This is a genomic window from Duganella sp. GW821-FHT07G03 (genome assembly GCF_059418605.1).
On the sequence record NZ_JBWKQE010000001.1, the window covers coordinates 24923 to 49723 of the forward strand.

Here is a 24801-nt window from a genome sequence, read left to right on the forward strand (position 1 = left end):
GCCGGTCCGCCGTCGCGTTCTTCTATATGGTCCGGGCGTTAGCGATCGCTGATCGCGCCCAGGTTCTCGCCGGTGAAATAAGCATCCTTGAGGCGCGGATCGCTCGAATTGGGGGCATGGAACTTGAGGTCCTTGCCGGTGCCGATCACCGTTTCATCCAGCACGTAGCGGCTGCTGATCAAATCGTTGTAGACCGAGGCGGCCGAGGCGCAAGCGCCGATTTCCCATTGCGGGGTGATGTAGTTTTCCTTGGCCTTCCAGATCTTGCCCTGGGCGTCATAGTCGTCGCCGACCGCCACCAGCCAGGTGTCCTCGTCGAGGTACAAGGTTTTCTTCGGCGTGGCATGGCGCACCCCGGCCTTGACCGTGCCCTCGATCTCCCAGACGCGATGCAGCTCGTAGCGGCGCATGCCTGCCTTGACCGAACCAGGGCCCATGGCGTCATCGAGCTTGGTGTTAAAGCGCTGCATGGCGAAGCCGTTGTACGGCACGTAGACTTCCTTCTTGCCGACGATCTTCCAGTCGAAGCGGTCCGGGTTACCGTAGAAAACGAAGGAGATATCGGCCGGGTACTGGTTCTCGTAGCCGATCAGCGGCGCGTCGTAGGCGTAGGCCGGCAGGCGGCGCACGCGGCGCTGGCCGGTGAAGTAGTAGAAGGTGTCGGTGTCCTTGTTGAAGTAGTAGCGCTGCACCGTGCCCTGCCCGGCCAGCGCGGCCGGCTCGGAATACAGGTAGTAGAAGCCATTCTGCACCGCCTGGTTTTCCTGCGGCGAGTTCTTGCCGGACTTGGCCCACGGGTAGTAGGACAGCTGGTTCCAGCGGGTGACGATGGGCGCCGTGGTGCCCGGCCGCGGCGACACCACCGTGTAACCGTCCGGCCATTCGGCGGCCAGGCCCTGGTAGCGCATCAGCCAGTTCCACATCGCCTCGATGCCCTTCTGCGGCAGCGGGAACGGCACGCCGGGCAGCACCGCCGACTCCAGCGACCAGCCGTTCTTGGCGATGCTGGCCTTGCCGGCGCCCTCCTTGGTGTTGGCGATCACGGCGTCCGGATAGCCGCATTCGCGGTGGGTGGGGTAGACCGGCATGGTGTAGCCCTTGACCTGCTTGAGCATCTGCACCTGGCCGGGGGTCAGTTTGTCCGCATATTTGTCGACATTGGCGGCATCGATCACGAACAGCGGCTTTTCCGCCTTGTACTTCCAGAAGTCCTCGCGCAGCTTGCCGGCCGACCAGCCGGCCTGCGGCTTGTCCATGCCGCCGAATTCGGGGATGCTGCCATCCTTGTTGCCGGCTTTTTCGGCCCCCACCCCGGTCAGATCCTGGCCCAGCCGCGTCACGTCGGCCGATGCCGCCACCGCCGCTCCGGCGAACAGACTCATTGCCGCCAGCGTACCCACCACCTGTGCTACTTTCATCTTCTTCTCCCTTGCCGAATTGCGATCGTCTGGATCTTGTCGGGACCGGGTATCATTCTGCACCCCGCCTCGCACCCCAGCCTACAACTTACACGCCGTCCCGCGCCGCAAGTGGCACGATTACGACATTGTGTTGACTGTCTGCGTCAGGTTGGCGCCGCAAAAAACAGCTGGGCGCAATCATCTCGATTTTGGTCGCAATCCGGCTAACCCGCAGCCGGCCGGCGGCCGCGCCGCTCGCCGCTGGGCGAGTCGCCGAACTGCTCCCGGTAGGCCTTGCTGAACTGCCCGGATGATTGGAAACCGCAGGCCACGGTAATACTCATGATCGACATGCCGGTCTGGATCAGCAGCTCGCGCGCGCGGCGCAGGCGCAGCTGCAGGTAGTACTGGATCGGCGAGAAGTTCATGTAGTGCTTGAACATGCGCTGCAGCTGGCGCTGCGAGAGCCCGACCTGGCGCGCGATGTCCTCCATCGCCAGCGGTTCCTCGATATGGCTTTCCATCAGCAGCGCGGCGCGGAACAACTCCTTGCGGCTGAAGCCAAGGCGCGCCGCCACCGGCACGTGCTGGCGGTGTTCGGCGTCGCGCCGGTGCTGGACGGTGAACTGGGCCGAAATCGCGGCCGCCAGCGCGTCGCCGTGGCGGCTGGCGGTCAGCTGCAGCAGCATGTCGATGGGAGCGGTTCCGCCGGAACAGGTGCAGCGGTCGCGGTCGATGGCGAACACGCCGTCGGTGAACTGCACCCGGCTGAATTCCTCGCGCAGCGCCGCCATGTTCTCCCAGTGGATGGCGCAGCGGTAGCCGTTCAGCAGGCCGGCCCGCGCCAGCGCATAGCTGCCGGTGCACAGCGCCCCCAAGTCCACGCCGAGATGCGCCTGCCGCGACAGCGCGGCGCTCAGCGCGGCATCGGCCGCCAGATGGACGTCGATGCCGCCGCACACCAGCAGCAGGTCGGGCCGGCCGGCCTGCTCCAGGGTCAGCGTCGGCGTTACCGGCAGGCCGTTGCTGGCCCGCGCCGGACGCCCGTCCAGCGTGACCACCGACCAGCGGTACAGGGTCCGGCCGCTGACGCGGTTGGCCATGCGCAGCACCTCGACGGCGTTGGCGAAGGCGATCATCGAATACTGGTCCAGCGTCAGGAAAGCGACATGCAGGACGGCGGCAGCCGGTGGCAGCGACATACGAATCCTCATAGTTCACACGGTGCGGCCATGGTAACCCAGCCGGCGCCGGCGAAGGTTCAGAAATCGACCAGCCGGTGCTCGCGCAGGTAATCGAGCAGCAGTTGGCTCTTCTGCTCCACGCTGCCCAGCGTGACGATCTGGCCGCCGCGCGCGCCGGCGTCGCCGCCGATCGCGCCCAGCATGCGGCTATGGCCGCTCTGCGCCACCTGCGCCTTGAGCGGGCGCGGACGGCGGGTGGCCGCCTCGTAGCGCCATAACGGCGACGGTTGCACGCTTTGGCCGTTGCCCGCGGCGACATAACTGACCCGGCCCGCGCAGGCGCGCGCGTAGGCATACTGGCGCGTCTGCGGCGCCCGCGCGTGGACCGCCAGCACCGCCGGCAGGTCCGCTTCCAGCCGGCGCCGCTGGCCCTTGGGCAGGAACTGCCGGATGGTCAGCACGCCCTGCGCCAGTCCGGCATCGAGCACGTCCTGCACCAGCGGCATATGCAGGCCGTCGGCCAGCAGGTAAGGCAGCAGGCCGGAGGCCGACTGGCCGTCCGAACGCGCGCCGCACAGCACGATGTCGTAGCCGCGCAGGCGGGCCAACAGCGCCGGCAGCGCATCGGCCGCTTCCGACACGGTCAGCACCTCGATCTGGCACGCGCCCAGGCCCAGGTAGTCCTGCAGGCTGTCCTTGCTGGCCATGCCGGCGCACAGCACCGTCAGGCGGCTGGCCGGCGCCAGCTTGCAGGCCAGTTCGAAGGCGGCGGCGTCGCTGACGCTGCGCAGCGGCCGGCCGCTAACCGGATGGCGCGCGGGCGAAACCAGCACGGCGATTTTCGGATTAAGTGTCATGTGTTCATCCCCATGGAAATCTGCGAGCGTGCCTGCCGCACCTGCTGCAGCAAGGCGCGCATCAGGGCCTGGGCGTCCGCCACCAGGGTCAGGTTGGCGCGCCGGGTGATCGGCGCACTGTCGTCCAGGTTGACCGCGATCACGTGGCGGCAATCCTTGATGCCCTGCAGATGCTGCACCGCGCCGGAGATCCCCAGCGCCAGGTAGACGCTGGCCTGCACCGTCTTGCCGGTGGCGCCGATCTGCTTGGCGCGCACGAAGCGGCCGTCGTCGACCGCCACCCGCGAGGCGCCGGTGGCCGCGCCGAGCGCCTCGGCCAGCGCGGCGAAGGTCTCCATGTCGCGCATGCCGTTGCCACCGGAGAGGATGAAGTCCGCCTCCTCCAGCCCCACCTGGCCTGGATCGCTGGCGTCGATGCCCAGGTCCCGCACGGCCTCCGCCGGCGCCGGCGCCGCCGGTTCGGGCACCGCCGCCGGACTGCCCAGGCCGACGAACGGCAGGCTGGCGTCGGCGGCATGGCGCGCCAGCAGCAGGATCTGCGGCAACGCGCAGCGCGCATACTGCCCGCCCGGCACGATGCGGCAGACGCCCTCCGCGCTCAATTCCACCACATCGGTGGCCACGGTGCGGCGGGTGCGCGCGGCCAGGCGCCGCCCCAGGTCGGCGTCGGCGCCGCGGTCGGGCAGGAAGATATGGGCCGGCCGGTAGCGGGCGATCAGTTCCTGCACCAGCGCCAGCGCCAGTTCGGGGCGGTGGCTGGAGGCATCGAGCTGCGGCAGCCGGATGATGATGTCGGCGCCGCAGGCGGCCAAATCCTCGGTGGCGCCACCCAGCGCGGCCACCACCACCCCGGTGCTGGCGCCGGCCAGCAGCGCGGCGGCGGCGATGGCCTGGCGCGCGTGCTCGTCGAGCATGCCGCGGTCGGCGTGGACCAGTACCAGCAGATGGCTGTCGATCGCCGCCGCCGCCGCGATGCGCGGCAGCTTGCTCGCCTCGGCATGGCGCGACTGATGCAGCTCGCGCAGGCCGTCCTCGGCGCCGAGCACGATGCGTTTCAAGCCGCTGGGGGCGATCACATAAGGGCGGCGCGGGTTGACCCGGCGCGGTGTTTGCTGACGGTGTTCCATTTAATCTCCCAGGCGCTGCGCGACCAGTTCAGCCAATTCCATCACTTCGGGACGAGGCCCGACCACGCCCTCCAGCATCGCGGTGCAGTTCGGGCAAGCCACCGCCACCACTTCGGCGCCGATGCTGCGCGCGTCATGGATGCGGATGTCGGGAATCCGGGTGGTGCCGGGGATGTCGGTGAACGGCGCTCCGCCACCGCCGCCGCAGCAACGGCCCTTCTCACGCGAACGCTCCATCTCCCGCACCGCGATGCCCAGCGCGCGCAGCACGTCGCGCGGCGCATCGAGCTCGCCGTTGTAGCGGCCGAGGTAGCAGGGGTCGTGATAGGTCAGCGGCGCTTCCGGCGCGGCCGGCGCGGCCTTCAGGCGCATGCGTTTTTGCTTGAACAGGTCCGCAATCAAGCCGCTGTGATGCGACACCTCGTAGCAGCCGCCCAGCGCCGGGTATTCATTCTTCAGGCAGTGGAACACATGCGGATCGGGCGTCACGATGCGCTTGAAATCGAGCTTGCCCAGCAGCGCGATGTTGGCGACCGCCAGTTGCTGGAAGGTGGCTTCGTCGCCCAGCCGGCGCGCCAGGTCGCCGCTGTCGATTTCGGCCTCGCCCAGCACCGCGAATTCGACCCCGGCGTGGCGCAGCACCTTGACCAGCGCCCGCAAGGCGCGCTGGTAGCGCATGTCGAAGGCGCCCTCGCCGGCGATCAGCAGCCAGTCGGTCTTGCCGCCCGGCGTCAGCACCGGCACATCGAGGTCGGTGGCCCAGCTGTAGCGGGCCGACTTGGGATAGCCGCCCACGGTCTCGGTATGGCGCAGGTTTTCCAGCGCCTGGGCGCCCTTGCCCGGCACCGCGCCCCGGACCAGCGCCAGGTCGCGCCGGATGTCGATCACGGCGTCGACGTGCTCGATCAGCATCGGGCACTCCTGCACGCAGGCGCGGCAGGTCGTGCAGGACCAGATGGTGTCGGCATCGACCAGGCCGGGAACGATGGGCAGCTGCGGCGCGCCGCCATGCTGGCCGACCGGCTGTCCGGGATACGGCGTGCCGGCGTAGGCGGCGTCGGTCTTGCCGGCCAGGCCGACCACCATGTCCTGGATCAGCTTCTTGGGGTTGAGCGGCTGGCCGGCCGCCAACGCCGGACAGGCCGCCTCGCATTTGCCGCACTGGACGCAGGCATCGAACTGCAACAGCCGGTTCCACGAAAAGTCGGCTGGCTTGGCCACGCCGAAATCGCCCTTGGACAGGTCCAACAGCCGCAGGTCGGTCGAGCGGCCGCCGCCAAAACGTTGCTGGCGCGGATGGAAGGCCAGGTTCAGCAAGCCGGCCACCGCGTGCTTCATCGGACCGCCCAAGCCGATGCCCAGCGCCAGTTCGGCGCTACCGGCCAGCAGCATCAGGATCACCAGCAGCGCCGGCGCCTGCGCGCCGCGCGGCGCCAGCCAGGCCGCCAGCCCGGCGCCGAGGGCGAACGCCGCCAGCGTGAACGGCAGCCGCATCCACGGACCGCGCGACAGCCTGGCCGGCGGCGCACGGCGGCGCCACGCGGCCAGCGCGGAACCGACCAGCATCAGCGCCGAAGCGCCCAGCAGCACCCGGTCCAGCAGCGGCGAATACAGCGCCAGGCCGTAGTTCACGCCGATCACCAGCACAGCCAGCACCGCGCCGCCGGCCACCGCGACGTGGGTGCGGGCGATGAACGGCTCGCGCGCCACCACGTGGTGCAGGTCGACGAAATAGCGGCGCGGGATCGCCAGCAGCTGGCCGAAATCGACCTGCGCGGGGCGGCCGTTGCGCCACAGGCGGGCGCGCTGCGCCAACCCGAGCAGCATCAGCGCCACGCTGGCCCAGAACGAAACAGTCAAGGCTAAGGGCAGCATCAGAAGTCCTTGCAAAGGCGCAGCGAGTCGTAGATCGCGGCGTGGATGTTATGCATCGAGACGCAGTCGCCGACGCGGAACAACAGGAAGTCGCCGGCCGCGATGTCCCGCTCCAGCCCCGGCTGCGGTTCGGCCGCGAACAGGCGGTGCACATCGGTCTCGCCGCGGTTGAGCGAGCGCTCCTTCAAGTCCCAGTACAGGCCATCGTTGGGCGTGACGCCGTTTTCGATCACCACCTGGTCCACCTCGCGCTCTTCCTGCTCTTCGGTGTATTCGTTGCGCAGCGTGGCGATGATCTTGTCGCCCTCGCGCCGCACCGCGTCCAGCCAGTAGTTCGGCGTCATCACCACGCCCTGCGCATACATGCGGCGGTAGAAGATCGGGAAGGTGGTGCCGCCGACGTCGTCGGCCACCTTGACGTCGGGCGTGACGATCTCCACCAGGTTGCCGCGGCTGGCGATGAAGTCGGCCACGCCGGCGCCGGCATGCGCGCTGATGCCGTCGTAGACCAGCACGTTCTTGCCCGGCGCGACCTTGCCCGACAAGATGTCCCAGCTGCTCACGGCCAGCCCCTCGGCCACGTTCCAGTGCGGGTTCTCGCCGGTATGGCTGTTGCCGCCGGTGGCCATGACCACGATGTCCGGCCGTTCGGCCAGGATGGACTCCGCGTCCGCCGCCACGCCCAGGCGGCGGTCCACGCCCAGGCGCTTGGTCTCCATGTCGAACCAGCGCACGATGCCGGCCATCTGCTCGCGCTGCGGCGCCTTCGCCGCCAGCATGATCTGGCCGCCCACCTGCTCGCTCTTCTCGAACATCACCACGTCGTGGCCGCGCTCACGCGCCACCCGGGCCGCCTCCAGCCCGGCCGGTCCGGCGCCCACCACCACCACCTTGCGCTTCTTGCCGCCGCTTTTCTCGATCACATGCGGCATTGTCTGTTCGCGGCTGGTGGCGGCGTTCTGGATGCACAGCACATCGAGGCCGTTGTACTGGCGGTCGATGCAGTAATTGGCGCCGACGCACTGCTTGATCTGGTCTTCCTTGCCGTCGCGGATCTTGATCACCAGATGCGGATCGGCCATCTGGCCGCGCGTCATGCCGACCAGATCGCACATGCCGTTGGCCAGTATGCGTTCGGCCTGCACCGGATCGCGGATGCTCTGCGCGTGCATCACCGGCAGCGTCAGCACCGACTTGATGCCCGCCGCCAGATGCACGAAGGGCTCCGGCGGCAGCGCCATCGGCGGCATGCAGTTGACCAGTGTGTTGTGGGTATCGGCTCCGGAACCGACGATGCTGATGTAGTCGATCAATCCCGTCTTCTCCATCGCCAGCGCGATCTCCTTCAACACCTCGTGTGACAGGCCATCCTCGTGGAACTCGTCGCCGCACATGCGCAGGCCGACGCAGAAGTCCTTGCCGACCGCTTCGCGCACCGCCGTCAACACCTCGACGCCGAAGCGCATGCGGTTTTCCAGCGAGCCTCCGTATTCGTCGGTGCGCTTGTTGGTGCGCTGGCTCCAGAACTGGTCGATCAGGTGCTGGTGGGCGGCCGATATCTCGATGCCGTCCATGCCGGAGGCCTTGACCCGTCTGGCGGCGGCGGCGAAGTCGCCGACGATGCGACGGATCTCGTGCAGCTCGATGGTCTTGGCGTTGCCGCGGTGGACAGGCTCGCGCACGCCGGACGGCGTGACCAGGTGCGGCCAGTGTTCGCCGTGGTAGTTGGAGCGCCGGCCCATGTGGGTGGCCTGGATCATGATCTTGGCGCCGTGCTTGTGCATGGTGGCGGCCAGCCGCGCCAGCGGTTCGATCACCCGGTCGTTGGACAGGTCGACCGATTTCCACCATCCTTGCGGGCTGTCCACCGACACCGGACTGGAGCCGCCGCAGATGCACAGGCCGACGCCGCCTTTGGCCTTCTCTTCGTAATAACGGATATAGCGTTCACCCGGCAGGCCGTCCTCGGCATACACCTCGGCGTGCGCGGTGCTGATGATACGGTTACGTATCGTCAGCTGGTTGATCGTAATCGGCGCGAACAGATTCGGGTAACGCATAAAAACCTCTTATTTCGGTTCGACGGTAAATACGCAGTGCTCGTGGCCTTCCGCCGCGCACTGGGTCTCGCTGCTGGTGGTGGCGTAGCTGCGGCCGGTGTCCTTACCCACCCAGTCCATGGCGCCGGAGAACCAGCCCGCGAACATGTAGCACAACTTGCCGCTGGCCTCCGGCTGCTGCAGTACGAAGGACGAGTGGCGCAGCGTGATGCGGGCGTGGCCGGTCTCCGCGTCGGCCGACTCGAAGGCGAACAGCCCCCAGCCGCGCTGCGACAACCGCTTCAGGTAATGCTCAAAGACCGCCAGGCCGGACAAGCCGTGCGTGGCCGACTCCTTGGCGCACCAGTAGTAGGCCGACTTGTAGCCGGCTTCGTACAGCTGCTGGGCGTAGCGTTCGCGCCCGAGCGCCGCTTCGATGGCGATGTGGTTGTTGGTGAAGAAGTGGCGCGGCACATACAGCATCGGCAGGCCGTCGGTGGTCCATACACCGGTTTCCTCGTCGACCTCGATCGGCAGTTGTGGTTTCATCGATTGATTCCTCGCTGGTGGTTAAGTCAGAACATGTGGCGGATACCGGCCGTGACGGTGCTGCGGCTCAGGATTCCGGTCGGGTAGACATAGATGTCATAGCTGTTGGTGGCATAGCCTTTGTCGATCTTGGCGCGGTCGGCCTGCAGATAGACGTTGGTACGCTTGGACAGCTTGTAGTTAATCATGGCGGCGACCAGCTTCTTGTTGCCGTCGACGTTGCGCTGGCGGTCGTAGTAGTAGGAGCCGACCAGGTCTATCGCCGGCGTCGCCGCATAGGTCAGGCCGGTCAGCCAGACATCGTTCTTTTGCGCGCTGGTGTCGGTGCGATGGCTCAGGTAATTCAGGAAGAATTTGTATGCATCGACGCTGTAGCTGCCGCCCAGAGTGAAGGCCTTGTTGTCGACCACACCCTTGGCATCGTGGGTGACCTGGTAGGCAGCGGCGGCGGCGAACTGGCCGGACGCGTAGCCGAAGGTGCCGCCGGCATTGCGGCCGGCGCGCGCATTGCCGGCCACCTCGCCGGCGGACGCCATCGCCGATACTGCCACTGCGCCGGCTTTGTACGCATATTTGACCGCATTGTCCCAGCGCTTGCTGGCGTAGTTATCGTAGAAAAAACCGCCCTCGTACAGGTTGGCCCATCCGAACGGCTCGTTCAGCGGCACGGTTTCATACAAGGGGCTGACCTGGCGGCCGACTGTGACGACCCCGAAGTCGCCCGACAGGCCGACGGTCGCGGTGCGTCCGAACAGGCGGCCGCTCTGGGTTGCCGTGCCCACGTCCGGGTTGATGCCGCCTTCGAGCACGAACAGTGCCTTCATGCCGTCGCCCAGTTCCTCGGTGCCGCGCATACCCCAGCGGCTAGGGCTGGTGGCGCCGTTCATTACTTCGGTCAGGCTGCCGCCGGTCTTGGTCTGGTTGGTGCTATAGCGCACGCCGGTGTCGAGCCGGCCGTACAGCACGACGCTCGATTCGGCGGCGCCGGCACTGGCGCCGGCACTGGCGCCGGCCAGCAGCATGGCCAGCAACAGCGATGTCTTGGTCTGGTTTTTCATGATGGCTCCTATTCGATCGCTTCCGGCTTGACGATGACCCAATTGCGGTCAGCGGTCACCGGCAGGCCCTGCGCCTTCTGGCTGGCCGCGTGCTTGCTCATCATGGCTTTGATGGTGTCCAGGTGCTTGTCCTTGCGATTGACCCACAGGCGCAAACCGCCCTTCTCCACGTCGGTCGCATGGAACAGCATGTAGCCATCGCTGGTCGGCGTGTCGCCGGCCACCAGGATTGGCCTTTTCCACTCATCGATATAGGTCAGGATGGCGGCATACTTCCCCGCCATCCAGGTGTTCGGCGTCCATAAATAGGGAGTCAATTCCAGTCCCTGGTTCTTCTTCGCGTCGTATTTTCCCTCGATGATCTGCTTGCGGGCCGTGGTCAGCGCGCCGCTGTTGCGGTCCTTGAGCATGGTGGTTACGCCGATGACGTTCTGCGGCTTGACGTTGTAGCCGTACTTCGGATCGGAGGCGACCATGCGCACCAGTTCCTCATGCGCAGCCGACAGCACGTACACTTCGATACCGTTTTCCATCAGGCGGTTGTACAACTCCTGCTGTCCCGCATAGATGCGCTGCGGATGAATCTCGGCCTTCTTCAGCGTGCCGCCTTCGTAATAGGTGGTTGGAATCAGCTTGTCATAGGCCAGCAACTGGTCGACCGTCACCTTCAACTCCGCCAGCGTGTAGCCGGAAAATACCTGGGCGATCCACGGATAGCAGACCATGTCATCGATTTCGCACAGACGCAGGTAGTAGCTGTTCAAGCTTTCCTTGTTGCCGTCGATGTCCTTGAACGGTATCAGTTTGAGAGACGGGTCGAGTTTTTCGCGCGTCAGCAGGCCTTTCATTTCCATGAACGGCAGCAGCGATTCCTCCAGGTCCCAGCGCGCGCTGGTCTGGTCCCAATCGAACACCGCGTAAGCGCCGGTATTGGCGTTGGCCTTGATCATGGCGTCGAGTTGGCTCCTGGCCTCGGCTGGCCAGTGTTTCAGATCGGTCGCCGTGGCGCCCACCGTGATGGCGCACAGTACGGCCGCCGACAGCATTTTTTTTATAATGAACATCCGTCTCCCCTGGTTTTTGCTGCGTTAAATTCTTCTTATGCGCCCCAGACTTCCTTAAACACCTTGACCCAGTTCTCGCCCATCACCTTGCGGATGCGCGATTCGCTCCAGCGGGCTTTTTCCATCGCCGCCGTCAGGTTGGGGAACTCGCCAATGGTGCGGATGCCTTCCGGGTTGACGATCTTGCCGAAGCTGGTCAGCTTGCGGTGGCGGCCCTTGTCGTGGGTGATCCAGTCGAAGAAGCCCTTGTCGTAGCCTTGCGTGAAATCGGTGCCGATGCCGACGCAATCCTCGCCCACCAGATTGATCACGTAGTCGATCGCCTCGACGTAGTCGGTCACGGTGGCCTCGATGCCGCGCTTGAGGAAAGGCGGGAACATGGTCACGCCGATAAAGCCGCCACGGTCGGCGATGAAGCGCAGCTGCTCGTCGCTCTTGTTGCGTGGATGTTCCTTCAGGCCGGACGGCAGGCAGTGCGAGTAGCACACCGGCTTGGTCGAGGCCAGGATCGCCTCTTCCGAAGTGGCGGCGCCCACGTGCGACAGATCGACCATGATGCCGACCCGGTTCATCTCGGCGATGATCTCGCGGCCGAAACCGGACAGGCCGCCGTCGCGCTCATAACAGCCGGTGCCGGCCAGGTTCTGCGTGTTGTAGCACAGCTGGACCACCCGCACGCCCATGTCGGCAAAGGCTTCGATGTAGCCCAGGTTGTCCTCGAAGGCGTGGGCGTTCTGGAAGCTGAGGATGATGCCGGTCTTGCCGTCGCGCTTGGCGGCGGCGATGTCCGCGCTGGTGCGCACGATGGTGGCAAGGTCGCTGTTCTCGCGCACCAGCTTTTTCATGTCGGCGATGTTGGCCACGGTATCGGCGAAGCCCTCCCATACCGACACCGTGCAGCTGGCCGCCGTCAGGCCGCCCACCCGCATGTCTTCGAGGATGGACTGGTCCCACTTGGCGATAATCAGGCCGTCGATGATCACCGAATCTTGATGCAATGTGCTCATGTGCTCTCCAGGTGACTGCGATTAGTAGATCGGGAATTCCTTGCACAGCGCCGACACCTCGGCGCGCACGCGCTGCTCGATGGCGGCGTCGCCTTCCGGGTTGGCGCGCAGGCCGCCCAGCACTTCCAGGATCAGCGTGCCGATGCGGCGGAACTCGGTCTCGCCGAAGCCGCGCGTGGTGCCGGCCGAGGTGCCCAGCCGCACGCCGGAAGTGACGGTCGGCTTTTCGTCGTCGAACGGGATGCCGTTCTTGTTGCAGGTGAAGCCCGCCCGTTCCAGCGCGTGCTCGGTGGTGTTGCCCTTCAAGCCCATGGGACGCAGGTCGACCAGCAGCAGGTGGTTGTCGGTGCCGCCGGTGACCAGGTCGACGCCGCCGGCCGCCAGCACCTCGCCCAGCGCCTTGGCGTTGGCCACCACTTGTTGGATATAGCCGGTGAAGGAAGGCTGCAGCGCCTCGCCGAAGGCCACCGCCTTGCCGGCGATGACGTGCATCAGCGGGCCGCCTTGCAGGCCCGGGAACACGGCCGAGTTGATCTTCTTGGCGATGTCCTCGTCGTTGGTCAGGATGATGCCGCCGCGCGGGCCGCGCAGCGTCTTGTGCGTGGTCGAGGTGGTGACGTGGGCGTGCGGCACCGGGCTGGCGTGCACCCCGGCCGCCACCAGGCCGGCGATGTGGGCCATGTCCACCATCAGGTAGGCGCCCACCGCGTCGGCAATGGCGCGGAAGCGGGCCCAGTCCAGCTCACGCGGATAGGCGGAGAAGCCGGCGATGATCAGTTTCGGGCGATGCTCCTGCGCCAGCCGCTCCACTTCGTCGTAGTCGACCCGGCAGTCGGTGGCGCGTACGCCGTACTGCACCGCCTTGAACCATTTTCCCGACAGCGCCGGCTTGGCGCCGTGGGTCAGGTGGCCGCCGGCCGACAGGGCCATGCCCAGCACCGTGTCGCCCGGCTGCAGCAGCGCCAGCATCACCGCGCCGTTGGCCTGGGCGCCGGAATGCGGCTGCACGTTCGCATAAGCGGCGCCGAACAGCTGCTTGGCGCGGTCGATCGCCAACGTCTCGACGATGTCGACCTGGTCGCAGCCGCCGTAATAGCGCTTGCCGGGATAGCCCTCGGCGTATTTGTTGGTCAGCACCGAGCCCTGGGCTTCCAGCACCGCCTTCGAGACGATGTTCTCGGACGCGATCATTTCGATCTGGTCGCGCTGGCGCAGCATCTCGCCGTTGATGCCGGCCATGACGGCGGGATCGGCCGCCGACAGCGGGCTGGTAAAGAATGACTTGTTCGACATAGGGTCTCCGATAGATGAACGTGGGCCTAGCAGTAGACGACGTTGACCGCCAGTCCGCCAAGCGAGGTTTCCTTGTACTTGCTTTGCATGTCGATGCCGGTCTGGCGCATCGTTTCGATCACCTGGTCGAGCGAGACGATGTGGCCACCATCGCCCATCATGGCCATGCGCGCGGCGTTGATCGCCTTGATCGCGCCCATGCTGTTGCGCTCTATGCAGGGCACTTGCACCAGGCCGTTGAGCGGATCGCAGGTCATGCCCAGGAAGTGTTCCATCGCGATTTCCGCCGCGTTTTCCACTTGTTCGTTGCTGCCGCCCAGCACCGCCACCAGGCCGGCGGCGGCCATCGACGCCGACACGCCGATCTCGCCCTGGCAACCCATTTCGGCCGCCGAGATCGAGGCGTTGCGTTTGTAGAGCATGCCGATGCCGGCCGCCGTCAGCAGGAAGCGCACGATGCCGTCCTCGCTGGCGTCCGGATTGGAGCGGGTGTAGTAGCTCAGCACCGCAGGGATCACGCCGGCCGAGCCGTTGGTGGGCGCCGTCACCACCCTGCCCCCGGCGGCGTTCTCCTCGTTGACCGCCATGGCGTAGGCGCTCAGCAGGTCCATCATGGCGAAGTCACCCGGCAGCTTGCCGTCGGCGCCGTGGGCGGCCTGGCGGAACATGGCCGCCGCGCGCCGCTTCAGATTCAGGCCGCCGGGCAGCGTGCCCTCGGTGTGCAACCCGCGTTCGACGCAATCGCGCATCACCCGCCAGGTTTCCAGGATGCGGGCGCGGGTCGCTGCCGCGTCCTGGTAGGACAGTTCGTTCTCCAGCACCACGTCGGCGATGCTGCATTGGCGGCGCTCGCACCAGTCCAGCAGGTCCCGCGCGCTGGCGAATGGGCATGGTTCGTCATGCGCGCCGGCCGCGCCGGCTACGGCGCCACCGATTTCATCCTCGTCCTTGACTGCGCCGCCGCCGATCGAGAAGTAGGCGCGGCTCAGCAGCACTGCGCCGTCGGCGTCCCACGCCGTCATGCGCATGCCGTTGGGATGCTGCGGCAGGCTGTCGTTCTTGTGGAACAGCAGGTCGCGGCCGCAGTCGAAGGCGATATCGCGCTCGCCGGCCAGCAGCAGGCGGCCATCCAGCCGCACCTCATCGACGCGCTGCTGCGCGCTGGCCGGATCGACCAGGTGCGGCTGCTCGCCCAACAGGCCAAGCAGCACCGCACCGTCGGTGCCGTGGCCAACGCCGGTCAGCGCCAGCGATCCATACAGGTCGGCCCGCACCCGCGCCACCCGGGCCAACTGCGGCCTCAGCGATTGCAGATAGCGGCTGACCGCCAGCATCGGCCCCACCGTATGCGAGCTCGATGGGCCTATGCCGATGCGGAATACTTCGAAGACGCTGAAGGGCATGGCGGTTCCTTACAGCAGGCGCAGCACGGGATGGGACGCGCGGTGCGCCAGCTGGGTGATGCCCAGGCCATACGGCCGCGCCGCCTTCTCGAACAGGCGCCACAGATAGTCGGCGAAGCTGCGGCGGAAGATCACGAAGATGCCGTGCGCGTCATGGCGGTAGACCGTGATGCCCGCCTTGCCGCACACGGTGCTGGCCACCTGGCCCGCTTGCAGCGATTCGAAGTCGTACACGCCGACATGGCGCAGCAGTTCGACCTGCTTGCTGCCGCTCAGGTAAACCGTGGTCAGGCCGCCCGAGTTGTCCGCCACCTGCGCATGCAGCGGGCGCAGGGCCACTTCCAATTCGGCCTGGTAGGCGGCGCGCGCCGGACGGGCGCACACCAGCAGCCATTCGTCGGGCGCCTGCCACAGCGCCACGCCCTGCGGAAACGGGACGAAGCTGCCGGGCCGTGTCGGCAATGCGATATCCAGCGTGGCGCGCACCGCGTCCATGAAGGCGGCATCGGCGGCGTCGCCGCGCACCACGATGTAGCCCAGCAGCGGCATTTCGTTCATCCACACGCCGCAGTTGTCGTTTTGGGGCGCGGCTTTGGCGGGCAGGCCGAAGGCGTGCAGCGGCGACTGCGCGTAGGGTGCGAAGGCGACCTTGGCGCGCGCCTGCGGCGTCGCGTCGAAGGCTGGCATCACGTCGGCCGGAACGGCCTGCAGGTTGGGCTTAGACATTTTGATGTTTCCCTTCTGGATCGATGAACACGGGCGAAACGATCTTGGCGGCGGTGCTCTTGCCGCCGGCCCAGGCGTGGAATACCTCGCCCTCCCTGGTCAGGCCGCCTTCGATCAGCGCCATGGCGATGGAGCGGCCCAGGAAGGCGCTGTGATAGCTGGACGTGACGCGGCCCACGCTGCGCGGATTGTCCGCCGGCTGCGCCGAGGCCAGGATCTGCGCGCCCTCGGCCAGCACCACGGAGGGATCTTCCGTCATCAGGCCGACCAGCTGCTTGCGGTCGGTGCGGGCGGTATCTGCCCGCGCCAGCGAACGCTTGCCCAGGAAGGAGTACGCTTTCTTCATGCTGACCGCCCAGCCCATGCCCAGGTCGATCGGCGAGACCGAGCCGTCGGTATCCTGGCCGACGATGATGAAGCCCTTCTCGGCGCGCAGCACGTGCATGGTCTCGGTGCCGTATGGGGTGATGTCGAACTCCTCGCCGGCCGCCATCAGCGACTCCCACATGTAGTGGCCATAGCTGGCGTCGACGTTGACCTCGAACGCCAGTTCGCCCGAGAAGCTGATGCGGAACACGCGCGCCGGCACGCCGGCCACCGTGCCCTCGCGGCAGTCCATGAACTTGAAGGCTTCGGCCGACAGGTCGATATCGCTGCACAGCTTTTCCAGCACGGCGCGGCTCTTCGGCCCCACCACGGCGCTGGTGGACCAATGGTCGGTCACCGACGTCATGTACACCTTCAGCTCCGGCCACTCGGTCTGGTGCCAGCGTTCCAGCCAGCCCAGCACCCTGGCGGCACCGCCGGTGGTGGTGGTCATCATGAAGTGCTGGTCGTCCAGGCAGGCGGTGACGCCGTCGTCCATCACCATGCCGTTTTCGTCCAGCATCAGGCCGTAGCGGCACTTGCCGGGCGCCAGCTGGCTCCAGGCGTTGGAGTAGACGCGGTTGAGGAATTCGCGCGCGTCGGCGCCGCGGATGTCGATCTTGCCCAGCGTGGAGGCGTCCATCATCGCGACGCCGCGGCGCGCGGCCAGGCCTTCGCGGTTGACGGCGGCGTGCAGGTCCTCGCCCGGCTTGGGGAAGTACCAGGGGCGCATCCACTGGCCCACGGTTTCGAATTCGGCGCCGCGCCGCACATGCGCATCCTGGATCGCCGAGTAGCGCTTGGGATCGAAGGTATCGCCCACCATGGCGCCCGCCAGCGCGCCGAACGCCACCGGCGTGTAGGCCGGACGATAGGTGGTGGTGCCCACTTCGGCGATCGGCTTGCCCAGCGCGTCGGCGGCGATGGCGAAGCCGTTGACGTTGGACAGCTTGCCCTGGTCTGTGCCGAAACCCAGCCCGGTATAGCGTTTGACGTGTTCAATCGAACGGTAGTTTTCGCGCACCGCCAGTTCGATGTCGGAAGCTGCCACGTCGTTCTGGAAATCGACGAAGGCCTTGGCGCCGTGGCCTTCGCGCTTGCCGTCCGGGACGCGGAAGATGCGGCGCGCCGGCGCGGCATCGGTCGGCATGCGCACCCCGGTCACCAGCGGCGCCAGCGCGGCGGCGCCGGCACTGCCGGCGGGGCACAGGCCGGCCATCACGCGCACGGTTTGCGCCAGCGCGGCCGCCAGGCTGAATTCACCGGTCACGGCGCCCACGCAGGCGATCCCGGCGCGGCCCTGCGCGGGCGCCACGAAGGCCAGCTTTTGCTCGTCCCACAGCGGACGGCTGCCGTTGTGGCAGAACAGGTGCACATTGGGCGACAAGCCGCCGGACGACAGCAGCAGGTCGCACGCGATGTCGGGGCCGGCGCCGCTGGCCTTGTTATGCACCGGATCGAGGCGCATCAGCCGGGCGCCGCTGACGCTGCGGCCGCCGGTGGCCTGGGCGACGCCGTAGCCCTTGAGCAGTTCCACCCCGGCCGCGCTGGCCGCCTGGTCGCGGCCCGGCAGCGCGCCGCCGGCGCGGGTATCGGCCAGCGTGACTTTGGCGCCGGCCAGCGCCAGGTCGGCGGCCGCGCCGTAGGCCCAGTCGTTGCTGGTCAGGACCAGCACGTTCTGGCCGGCGCGCACGGCGTAGCGGTTCAGGTAAGTCTGGCCGGCGGCGGCGGTCATCACGCCCGGCAGATCGTTGTTACCGAATACCAGCGGACGCTCGATGGCGCCGGTGGCCAGCACCACCTGACGGGCGCGGATCTTGTGCAGGCGCTGGCGCGGCTGGTCCGGATTGCGCGACGCTGGCGCCACGTGGTCCTGCATCAGTTCCACCGCCTGCACCAGGTTCATGTCGTGCATCGCGAAGGCGGTGGTGCGGGCCAGCCGCGTGACGTTGGGCAGCTGGTCCAGCTCCGCGACGCAGCTGCGCAGCCAGGTATGGACCGGGTAGTTGTCGATCAGCGCGTCCGGCTCGGACAGCAGCCAGCCGCCCATCTCGGCCTGTTCGTCCACCAGCAGCACGCGCAGCCCGCTGCGCGCGGCCAGCAGCGCCGCCCAGATGCCGCAGGCGCCGCCACCGACCACCAGCAGGTCCGGGTGATGGTGCAGGTGGTCGTAGTATTCCGGATCGGGATCGGCCGGCGCGTGGCCGTAGCCGGCCGCGCGGCGGATCACGTCCTCGTACAGCGGCCACATTTTCGCCGGCGCCATGAAGGTCTTGTAGTAGAAGCCCGCCGGCATGAAGCGCGCGGCGCGTCCCATGACGCTCTTGACGTCGAAATTGAGCGAGGGCCAACCGGTGGTGGAACTGGCCGCCAGGCCGGGATACAGCTCGACCTGGGTGGCCTTCACGTTGGGCACCGTGTGCGGGCCGCGCTCGAGCTGAATCAGCGCATTCGGTTCCTCGGCGCCGTGGCCGACGATGCCGCGCGGGCGGCCGTACTTGAAGCTGCGCCCTATCATGCGCACGCCGTTGGCCAGCAGGGCCGAGGCCAGCGTGTCGCCGGCATAGCCCTGATAGCGCTTGCCGTCGAAGCTGAAGTCCATCGGCTGGTTGCGGTCGATGCGCGCGGTGGTGCTTGGAATGCGGTGCGAACTCACGCTTGCTCCTCGGTGTAGATCCGTTTGCCCTCAGACAGCGTCCAGCTGCCCGCCACTTCGTGGGTAAATGTGTGGCGCTTGACTGCGATCACCTTGCGGCAGCCGGCGCTGTGCAGCCATTGCTCCCAGTGCCAGCCCTTGGTGTTCTTGCGCATGAAGACGTAGTCGCCCCAGTCGGCGTCGCTGCTGCTGTCGGGCGCCGGCGGACGGACGATGTAGGCCTCGCCGGCGTAGCTGAATTCTTCTTCTTCGCGTACCGCCTGGCAGTACGGGCAATGGAACATAAACATGAGCTTTCTCCTTTAGTGCGCCACGCCGGCGGCGCCGTGCTCGTCGATCAGGTGGCCGCTGTGGAAGCGCTCCAGCGCGAAGGCGGCGTTGAGCGGATGCGGCTCGTCGCGCGCGATGGTGTGGGCGAACACATTGCCTGAGCCTGGCGTGGCCTTGAAGCCGCCGGTGCCCCAGCCGCAGTTGAAGTACAGGCCCTTGACCGGCGTCTTGCCGATGATCGGGCAGGCGTCCGGCGCGACGTCGACGATGCCGCCCCACTGGCGGTTCATGCGCACCCGCGAGAACATCGGGAACAGTTCGATAATGGCGGCGGCGGTGTGCTCGATCACGTGCGGGCTGCCGCGCTGGGCGTAGCTCAGGTAGCTGTCGATGCCGGCGCCGATCACCAGTTCGCCCTTGTCCGATTGCGACAGGTAGCCGTGCACCGCGTTCGACATCACCACCGTATCGAGCACCGGCTTGAGCGACTCGGACACGAACGCTTGCAGCGGATGCGATTCGAGCGGCATGCGGATGCCGGCCATCTTGGCCAGCGTGGTCGAGTGGCCGGCCGCGACGCAGCCCACCTTGTCGGCGCGGATGGTGCCGCGCGAGGTGATCACGCTCTTGATCACGCCGCCCTCGATGTTCATGCCCTGCACTTCGCACTGTTCGATGATGTCCACCCCCAGGTTGCTGGCGGCGCGGGCGAAGCCCCAGGCCACAGCGTCGTGGCGCGCCACGCCGCCGCGCGGCTGGAAGCTGGCGCCCATGATGGGATAGCGCGCGCTGGACGAGGCGTTGATCATCGGGATGCGGTCCTTGACCTCGGCCGCGGTCAGCACCTGGGCGTCGATGTCGTTGAGCAGATTGGCGTTGACGCGGCGTTCGATGTCGCGCATGTCCTGCAGCGTGTGGCCCAGGTTGAACACGCCGCGCTGGCTGAACATGACGTTGAAGTTGATCTCCTGCGACAGCCCTTCCCACAGCTTGAGCGAATGCTCGTACAGGTTGGCCGCCTCGTCCCACAGGTAGTTGGAGCGCACGATGGTGGTGTTGCGCGCCGTGTTGCCGCCGCCCAGGTAGCCCTTCTCCAGCACCGCGATGTTCTTGACGCCGTGCTCCTTGGCCAGGTAGTAGGCGGTGGCCAGGCCATGGCCGCCGGCGCCGATGATGATCACGTCGTAGGACGGCTTGGGCTCGGGACTGCGCCAGGCCTGGTCCCAACCTTCCTGGCGCTTGAAGCCCTGCTGCAGCAGACTCCAAAACGAGTAATTCTTCTGTGCCTTGTGTGCCATTTTCCGCTTTCCCGCATTAAGAATCGTAGGACTCAATTATTGGGACGGCGCGCAATATCAAATTGATTGGATCAGACCACTAGTTGTCCGTTTCCGACATGTTGCCCGGCGCGCCGCATCGACCGGTGACGCCCCGGCGCCGCTTTGTCCATGCAAAACAACAGCGCGCGCGCACCAGCAACGGGCGTCCGCACCCTCTGGGCGCAGCTTGGCCACTAGCCTGATTCCGCCATCGCCGTGTACAAAACTGGTTGTTGACCGAGTGGGCGGCGTGTATGATTTCTGCCAAGAGACAAAAAAAGACCAGCGGGCACAAGACTTGCTGAGAACAAAGGTGCGGATCCATCAACGCACCAACAATGCGCGGCGGCGGGCGTCGGGGAGCGGGTTCCGCATCCTGCCACCATCCGCACAAGCGAAGGAGACTTACGTGTTGAACACGCGACCAGCCAGCAAGAGCAAGCTTTCGGTCGGCTTTATCCTGGCACCCAATTTCACGCTGCTGGCGTTTTCCGCCTTCATCGACACGCTGCGCCTGGCGGCCGACGACGGCGACCGCAGCCGGCCGATCCACTGCGAATGGGCTGTGCTCAGCCACGACATGCGTCCCATCAAATCAAGCTGCGGGGTGGAGATCACGCCGACGACGGAACTGGGCGCGGCGACCCAGTTCGACTACATCGTGGTGGTGGGCGGCCTGCTGCACGCGCTCAAGCTGCCGGCGCCGCTGAACGACTACCTGCGCGCGGCCGCCGCCCATGTGGCGCTGGTGGGCATCTGCACCGGCAGCTTCGCGCTCGCGCGCCTTGGCCTGATGCAGGGCCGGCGCAGCTGCGTGAGCTGGTATGTGCATGAGGAGTTCCGCAACGAGTTCCCGGAACTGGAGGTCAGCTCGGACGAGCTGTTCATCGACGAGGTCGACCGCCTGACCTGCGCCGGCGGCACCAGCGTGGTTCACCTGGCCGCCTTCCTGGTCGAGCGCCACTGCGACAAGGCGCGCGCCGCCAAGGCGCTGCGCATCATGATCGAACACGCGCCGCTGCCGTCCAAGACGCCGCAGCCGCAGCCGCTGTTCACCAAGGAGACCGACAATATCCGCGTGCGCAAGGCCATGCTACTGATCGAACGCCACCTGTCCGATCCGCTGCCGGCCGAGTTCATCGCCCAGCATGTCAACGTCAGCGTGCGCCACCTGGAGCGGCTGTTCCAGAGCGAGCTGGGTATGAGCCCACTGACCTTCGCTTTCGAACTGCGCCTCAACAACGCCTACAATCTGCTGGTCACCACCAAGAACTCCATCATCGACATCGCGCTGCAGTGCGGCTTCCTGTCGAACTCGCATTTCTCGCGCTGCTTCCGCAATGCGCACGGCAAGACGCCGTCCCAGGTGCGGGGGGAATCGGCGGGCAAGGTGCGGCCGGTGGCGGTGGCGCTGCCGGCGCCGGCATCGGCGCCGGCGCTGTGCTAGACGTCAGAAGTCGGTCTCGCCCTCGATCACGGCCGGGTGGCCGCTCATCGCGCGCGCGGTCTGCATGCCGGCCATCACCGCCGCTTCCACGCAGCCGGCGTTCAAGCCGGTCTTGATCCAGTCGCCCGTCAGGTACAGGTTGGAGAAGCCGGATTGGTCGGTCTGCAGGCGGTACTTGGTGCTGTTCACCACCGACATCACGTAGCGCTCGGACGGATCGACGTTGGCGCGCCAGTACTGGCTGTCGAAGCGCGCCACGCCGGTCGCCTCGCTGCCGTCCACCAGCCATTGCCAGGGGAAGGCGCCGGCCGGTCCGGCCGCCGACCACAGCGAGGCGATCCTCTTGCTCAACTGCTCGACCGCGCCCTCCTTCGCCCGCGCCGTCATGCGCGCCGGGAAGCCGCTGTCGCTCTGTGGCGGATAACTCGCCACCGGTAGCGCGCAGCAGAAGTAGGACACGTTGCGCGGGTCCAGCGGCGCCGGCCACGCCTCGCGGCATAGCAGCTGGTCCATCGGCGCCCAGGTGTCGTAAGGCTCGCTGAATGCGCTCAGCACCGGTTGCTGGCCGTCGGGCTGATAGTCCCAGCCCATCTGCTTCAGGTCCTTGTCCAGCCAGACCTGGTAGGCCTGCGTGGCCACTGTCTGCACCTGTTCATAGGTGGTGTTCAGCGCCGGGCTTTGCGCCAGCAGCTGCGGGCACAAAGCCTTGAGCGAACCGACCGAGATGCCGAACACCACCTGGTCGAAATCGATACCGCGCTTGAGCGTCAGCGCCGGCAGCTCCTTGTCGAACTGCTGGTGGTACAACTTGGGCCAGTCGCTCCAGTAGGATTCCAGGTTGACGTCATGCGCCTGCAGCAGCGCGGCTTGGGCCGGATCGATCTGGCCGTAGTTCGGGGTGCTGGGCCAGCAGGCCAGATCCTTTACATTGACCAGCGGATCGTAGGCCGCGCCCTTCAGCGCCACCTGCTGCGTCATGCGGATGCTGCCGATCTGGCGGCCGTCCGGCACCAGTTCCTCGACCTTGTGGAAGAACTTGAACTTGACGCCGCGCGCCAGCAAGGCCTGGTACAGCGGCGTGAACACCGTGTCGCCCATCCCCGCCTGCATCTTGAACATGATGCCGCCCTTGTAGGCCAGGCCGATACGCGCCATCGCCCGCAGCAGCGTGCCTGCTTCGATATTCGGCTTGCCGAAATCGCCGCCCTCGAAGGCAAACACCAGGTCGTAGAAACCACGCACCGGCGCCGAGTCCACGCAGAGCTTTTCATCGCCGCCGTGGTTGCGCAGCCACTGGCGGAAATCGACGTCGTTGATCACGTCGAAGCCGTTGCGTATCACTCCGTCCTCGAACACGCCCTTCATCACCGTCACGCCCAGGTCCAGGCAGATGAACAGGCGGCGGATGTCGTCGCTGGCGTCGCCGTCGGCGCGGTCGATCAGGCCGCGGTAGCGCGCGTGCAGCCGTTGGCGCACGCCCTCCAGCGCGCCCGCCAACGCCCGGTGCTCGCCCTCCGTGTGCTGCGCGACGTCGGCCGACAGGTTGACCACCATGCCGTACAAGGCACTACCCAGCAGCGACATGTCCTCCAGCAGTTCGTGCGCCGACGACGTCACGCCTTCAGCCAGGTGATACAGCCAGTCCGGCAGCATGCCGGTGTGGTGCTCGTGCGGCGGCAGTTCCAGCTCGCGGGTCAGCTGGTCCAGGCTCTTGATCCATTTGTCGATCCAGCCCATCATCGCCACCGCCAGCTGCCATAGCGTGATCTGTTCGGTGCCCTCGCCCGGTTCGCCTGGCAGCGTCGGGAACACGATCGACCAATTGTGCCACTGGTCGCCGACCTGCTCCGACAGTGCCACGTAGTCCTGCTGCTTAAAGGCGTCGCGCCAGGTCGCCAGCGGCGCGCCGGCCGGGCGATCGAGGCTGGCGTAGGCGGCCTTGATCATCTTGAAGGCGTTGGCGTAAAAGCCGAACCAGATGTGCAGGCCATGTTCTTCGATACGCTGGCCGTATTGCGCATTGCGCCCGCTGGCACCCTTGCCGCCCAGGCGCCAGCCTTGCTGGTAGACGGTGATGTCGTAGTTGTTCTGCCAGCCCGGCAGGTCGCTCAGGTAGTAGGCCGCCGTCATCGAGCCGACGCCGCCGCCGAGGATGGCGATCTTCTGCGGCGCGATCGAGGAATTGTCGATCAGTTCCTCGCCCGGCTGCGCGGTGAAGTCGAAGTTCAGGTTGTACGGCAGGATGGCGGCCTGCGCGCCCAGTTGCAGGCCCAGCGTCTCGTGCAGCGGGAAGCTGTCGAAGGCGTGCAGCACGCACTCGTATTCGTAGCCCAGCAGCTTGCCGCCGTGGATCTTGTCGATGGTGGCCGGCGCCGCCAGGATGGCCTGGTACACGGCTTTCAGGCCGGCGCTGTCCGGGAACTGCTTGAGGAAGATCTGGTCGATGCGCGGATTGCGCAGCAGCGAGATGATGTCGTCCCAACCCGCCACGTCCAGGTTGAAGAAGTCGGGGATGGACAGGAACAGTTCGATCGCCTGCTCGATCAGATCGAGCACGCTGGTGATGGGCTTTTCGATGCCGGTCTTGCGGGTCGCGTTCACTTCCAGCAGCGGGTGCATGGCGATTTTGGTTTCCGGCGCAAACGGCTGGAAGCCCTTGGCCGCGACTGAGCAGCGCAGCGGCTCGGTGCCGGCGGCCGGGATCTCGTACTCGCACAGATATTTGGGATAGCCGAACAGTTCGCGGCCGTTAATCAGCGCCATCGCGTCGTCGACGAAGATGTGCGCGGGGTAGTAGTAGATATGGGCCAGCTTGCCCTGGTCGTCCATGGCGCCGACCATGATCCAGGTGACGATGTCGATCTCGGTGATCCAGCCTTTGGCATGGTCGACCGGCGCCGCCGAATCGGCGTGGTTGACGCGCGTGAACGTCAGCAGCACATAGGGCGAAATCGCGTTGAAGCGCATGCGCTGTCCGGCCACCTGGTTCAGCGTGTCGTCCAGCGTGGCCTGGAGTTTGGCCAGGTCGCCCTTGACGAAGAAGCCGTACATCTCGGAATTTTTCAATTGCAGCGGCGAGTGCATCATCACCGAGCCGCCCTGGTAGATATATGAAGGTCTGGTCGTCATAGCTCATTCGTCGAGGGTTGAACAGCGTTCCA

The 24801-nt window shown here is 66.5% G+C and carries 18 protein-coding genes; 1 reads left to right on the forward strand and 17 read right to left on the reverse strand.

What is annotated here, in order from left to right:
- Positions 1-38: 38 nt before the first annotated feature.
- From AC07OK_RS00100 to AC07OK_RS00175, 16 genes are all read right to left on the reverse strand, one after another.
- The gene (locus AC07OK_RS00100) at positions 39-1418 is read right to left on the reverse strand and encodes a DUF1329 domain-containing protein (protein ID WP_494688382.1); all 1380 of its coding nucleotides are present in this window, start codon (positions 1416-1418) and stop codon (positions 39-41) included.
- 206 nt (positions 1419-1624) lie between these two features.
- A complete protein-coding gene (locus AC07OK_RS00105) occupies positions 1625-2602 on the reverse strand; it encodes a GlxA family transcriptional regulator (RefSeq protein ID WP_494688383.1) in 978 nt (325 codons plus the stop codon).
- A gap of 59 nt (positions 2603-2661) precedes the next feature.
- On the reverse strand, positions 2662-3441 hold the full coding sequence (locus tag AC07OK_RS00110) for an adenine nucleotide alpha hydrolase family protein (RefSeq protein ID WP_494688384.1): 780 nt from the start codon (positions 3439-3441) through the stop codon (positions 2662-2664).
- Positions 3438-4568: an FAD-binding protein gene (locus AC07OK_RS00115; RefSeq protein ID WP_494688385.1), complete on the reverse strand. Its 1131-nt coding sequence runs from the start codon at positions 4566-4568 to the stop codon at positions 3438-3440. Before AC07OK_RS00115 ends, AC07OK_RS00110 begins: the two co-directional genes overlap by 4 nt.
- Positions 4569-6443, reverse strand: a complete 1875-nt coding sequence (locus AC07OK_RS00120) for a (Fe-S)-binding protein (protein WP_494688386.1) — start codon at positions 6441-6443, stop codon at positions 4569-4571.
- Positions 6443-8503: an oxidoreductase gene (locus AC07OK_RS00125; protein ID WP_494688387.1), complete on the reverse strand. Its 2061-nt coding sequence runs from the start codon at positions 8501-8503 to the stop codon at positions 6443-6445. The genes AC07OK_RS00120 and AC07OK_RS00125 overlap by 1 nt, the downstream gene beginning before the upstream one ends.
- A 9-nt stretch (positions 8504-8512) precedes the next feature.
- Positions 8513-9031: a DUF5943 domain-containing protein gene (locus tag AC07OK_RS00130; protein WP_494688388.1), complete on the reverse strand. Its 519-nt coding sequence runs from the start codon at positions 9029-9031 to the stop codon at positions 8513-8515.
- Between the two features lie 26 nt (positions 9032-9057).
- Complete coding sequence (locus AC07OK_RS00135) at positions 9058-10089, reverse strand: porin (protein WP_494688389.1); 1032 nt, start codon at positions 10087-10089, stop codon at positions 9058-9060.
- Positions 10090-10097: 8 nt separating this feature from the next.
- Positions 10098-11153 carry a haloacid dehalogenase-like hydrolase gene (locus tag AC07OK_RS00140; protein ID WP_494688390.1) on the reverse strand — a complete coding sequence of 352 codons (1056 nt, stop codon included), beginning with the start codon at positions 11151-11153 and terminating at the stop codon, positions 10098-10100.
- 35 nt (positions 11154-11188) lie between these two features.
- Entirely contained in the window at positions 11189-12160 is a 972-nt protein-coding gene (locus tag AC07OK_RS00145) for a dipeptidase (protein WP_494688391.1), read from the reverse strand.
- 21 nt (positions 12161-12181) lie between these two features.
- Positions 12182-13453, reverse strand: coding sequence for a serine hydroxymethyltransferase (locus AC07OK_RS00150; RefSeq protein ID WP_494688392.1), 1272 nt, complete (start codon positions 13451-13453; stop codon positions 12182-12184).
- Positions 13454-13479: 26 nt separating this feature from the next.
- Positions 13480-14856 (reverse strand): L-serine ammonia-lyase, encoded by a 1377-nt coding sequence (locus AC07OK_RS00155; RefSeq protein WP_494688393.1) that lies wholly within the window; start codon positions 14854-14856, stop codon positions 13480-13482.
- A gap of 9 nt (positions 14857-14865) precedes the next feature.
- On the reverse strand, positions 14866-15582 hold the full coding sequence (locus tag AC07OK_RS00160; protein ID WP_494688394.1) for a sarcosine oxidase subunit gamma: 717 nt from the start codon (positions 15580-15582) through the stop codon (positions 14866-14868).
- Positions 15575-18604 (reverse strand): sarcosine oxidase subunit alpha family protein, encoded by a 3030-nt coding sequence (locus tag AC07OK_RS00165; protein ID WP_494688395.1) that lies wholly within the window; start codon positions 18602-18604, stop codon positions 15575-15577. The genes AC07OK_RS00160 and AC07OK_RS00165 overlap by 8 nt, the downstream gene beginning before the upstream one ends.
- Positions 18601-18894 carry a sarcosine oxidase subunit delta gene (locus AC07OK_RS00170; protein ID WP_494688396.1) on the reverse strand — a complete coding sequence of 98 codons (294 nt, stop codon included), beginning with the start codon at positions 18892-18894 and terminating at the stop codon, positions 18601-18603. Before AC07OK_RS00170 ends, AC07OK_RS00165 begins: the two co-directional genes overlap by 4 nt.
- Positions 18895-18906: 12 nt before the next feature.
- On the reverse strand, positions 18907-20172 hold the full coding sequence (locus AC07OK_RS00175; RefSeq protein ID WP_494688397.1) for a sarcosine oxidase subunit beta family protein: 1266 nt from the start codon (positions 20170-20172) through the stop codon (positions 18907-18909).
- Between the two features lie 433 nt (positions 20173-20605).
- Between AC07OK_RS00175 and AC07OK_RS00180 the strand changes: the two genes are divergently transcribed.
- Positions 20606-21640: a GlxA family transcriptional regulator gene (locus AC07OK_RS00180; protein ID WP_494688398.1), complete on the forward strand. Its 1035-nt coding sequence runs from the start codon at positions 20606-20608 to the stop codon at positions 21638-21640.
- 3 nt (positions 21641-21643) lie between these two features.
- Here AC07OK_RS00180 and AC07OK_RS00185 read toward each other — a convergent pair whose 3' ends face one another.
- Entirely contained in the window at positions 21644-24769 is a 3126-nt protein-coding gene (locus AC07OK_RS00185) for an NAD(P)-binding protein (protein WP_494688399.1), read from the reverse strand.
- Positions 24770-24801: the final 32 nt, after the last annotated feature.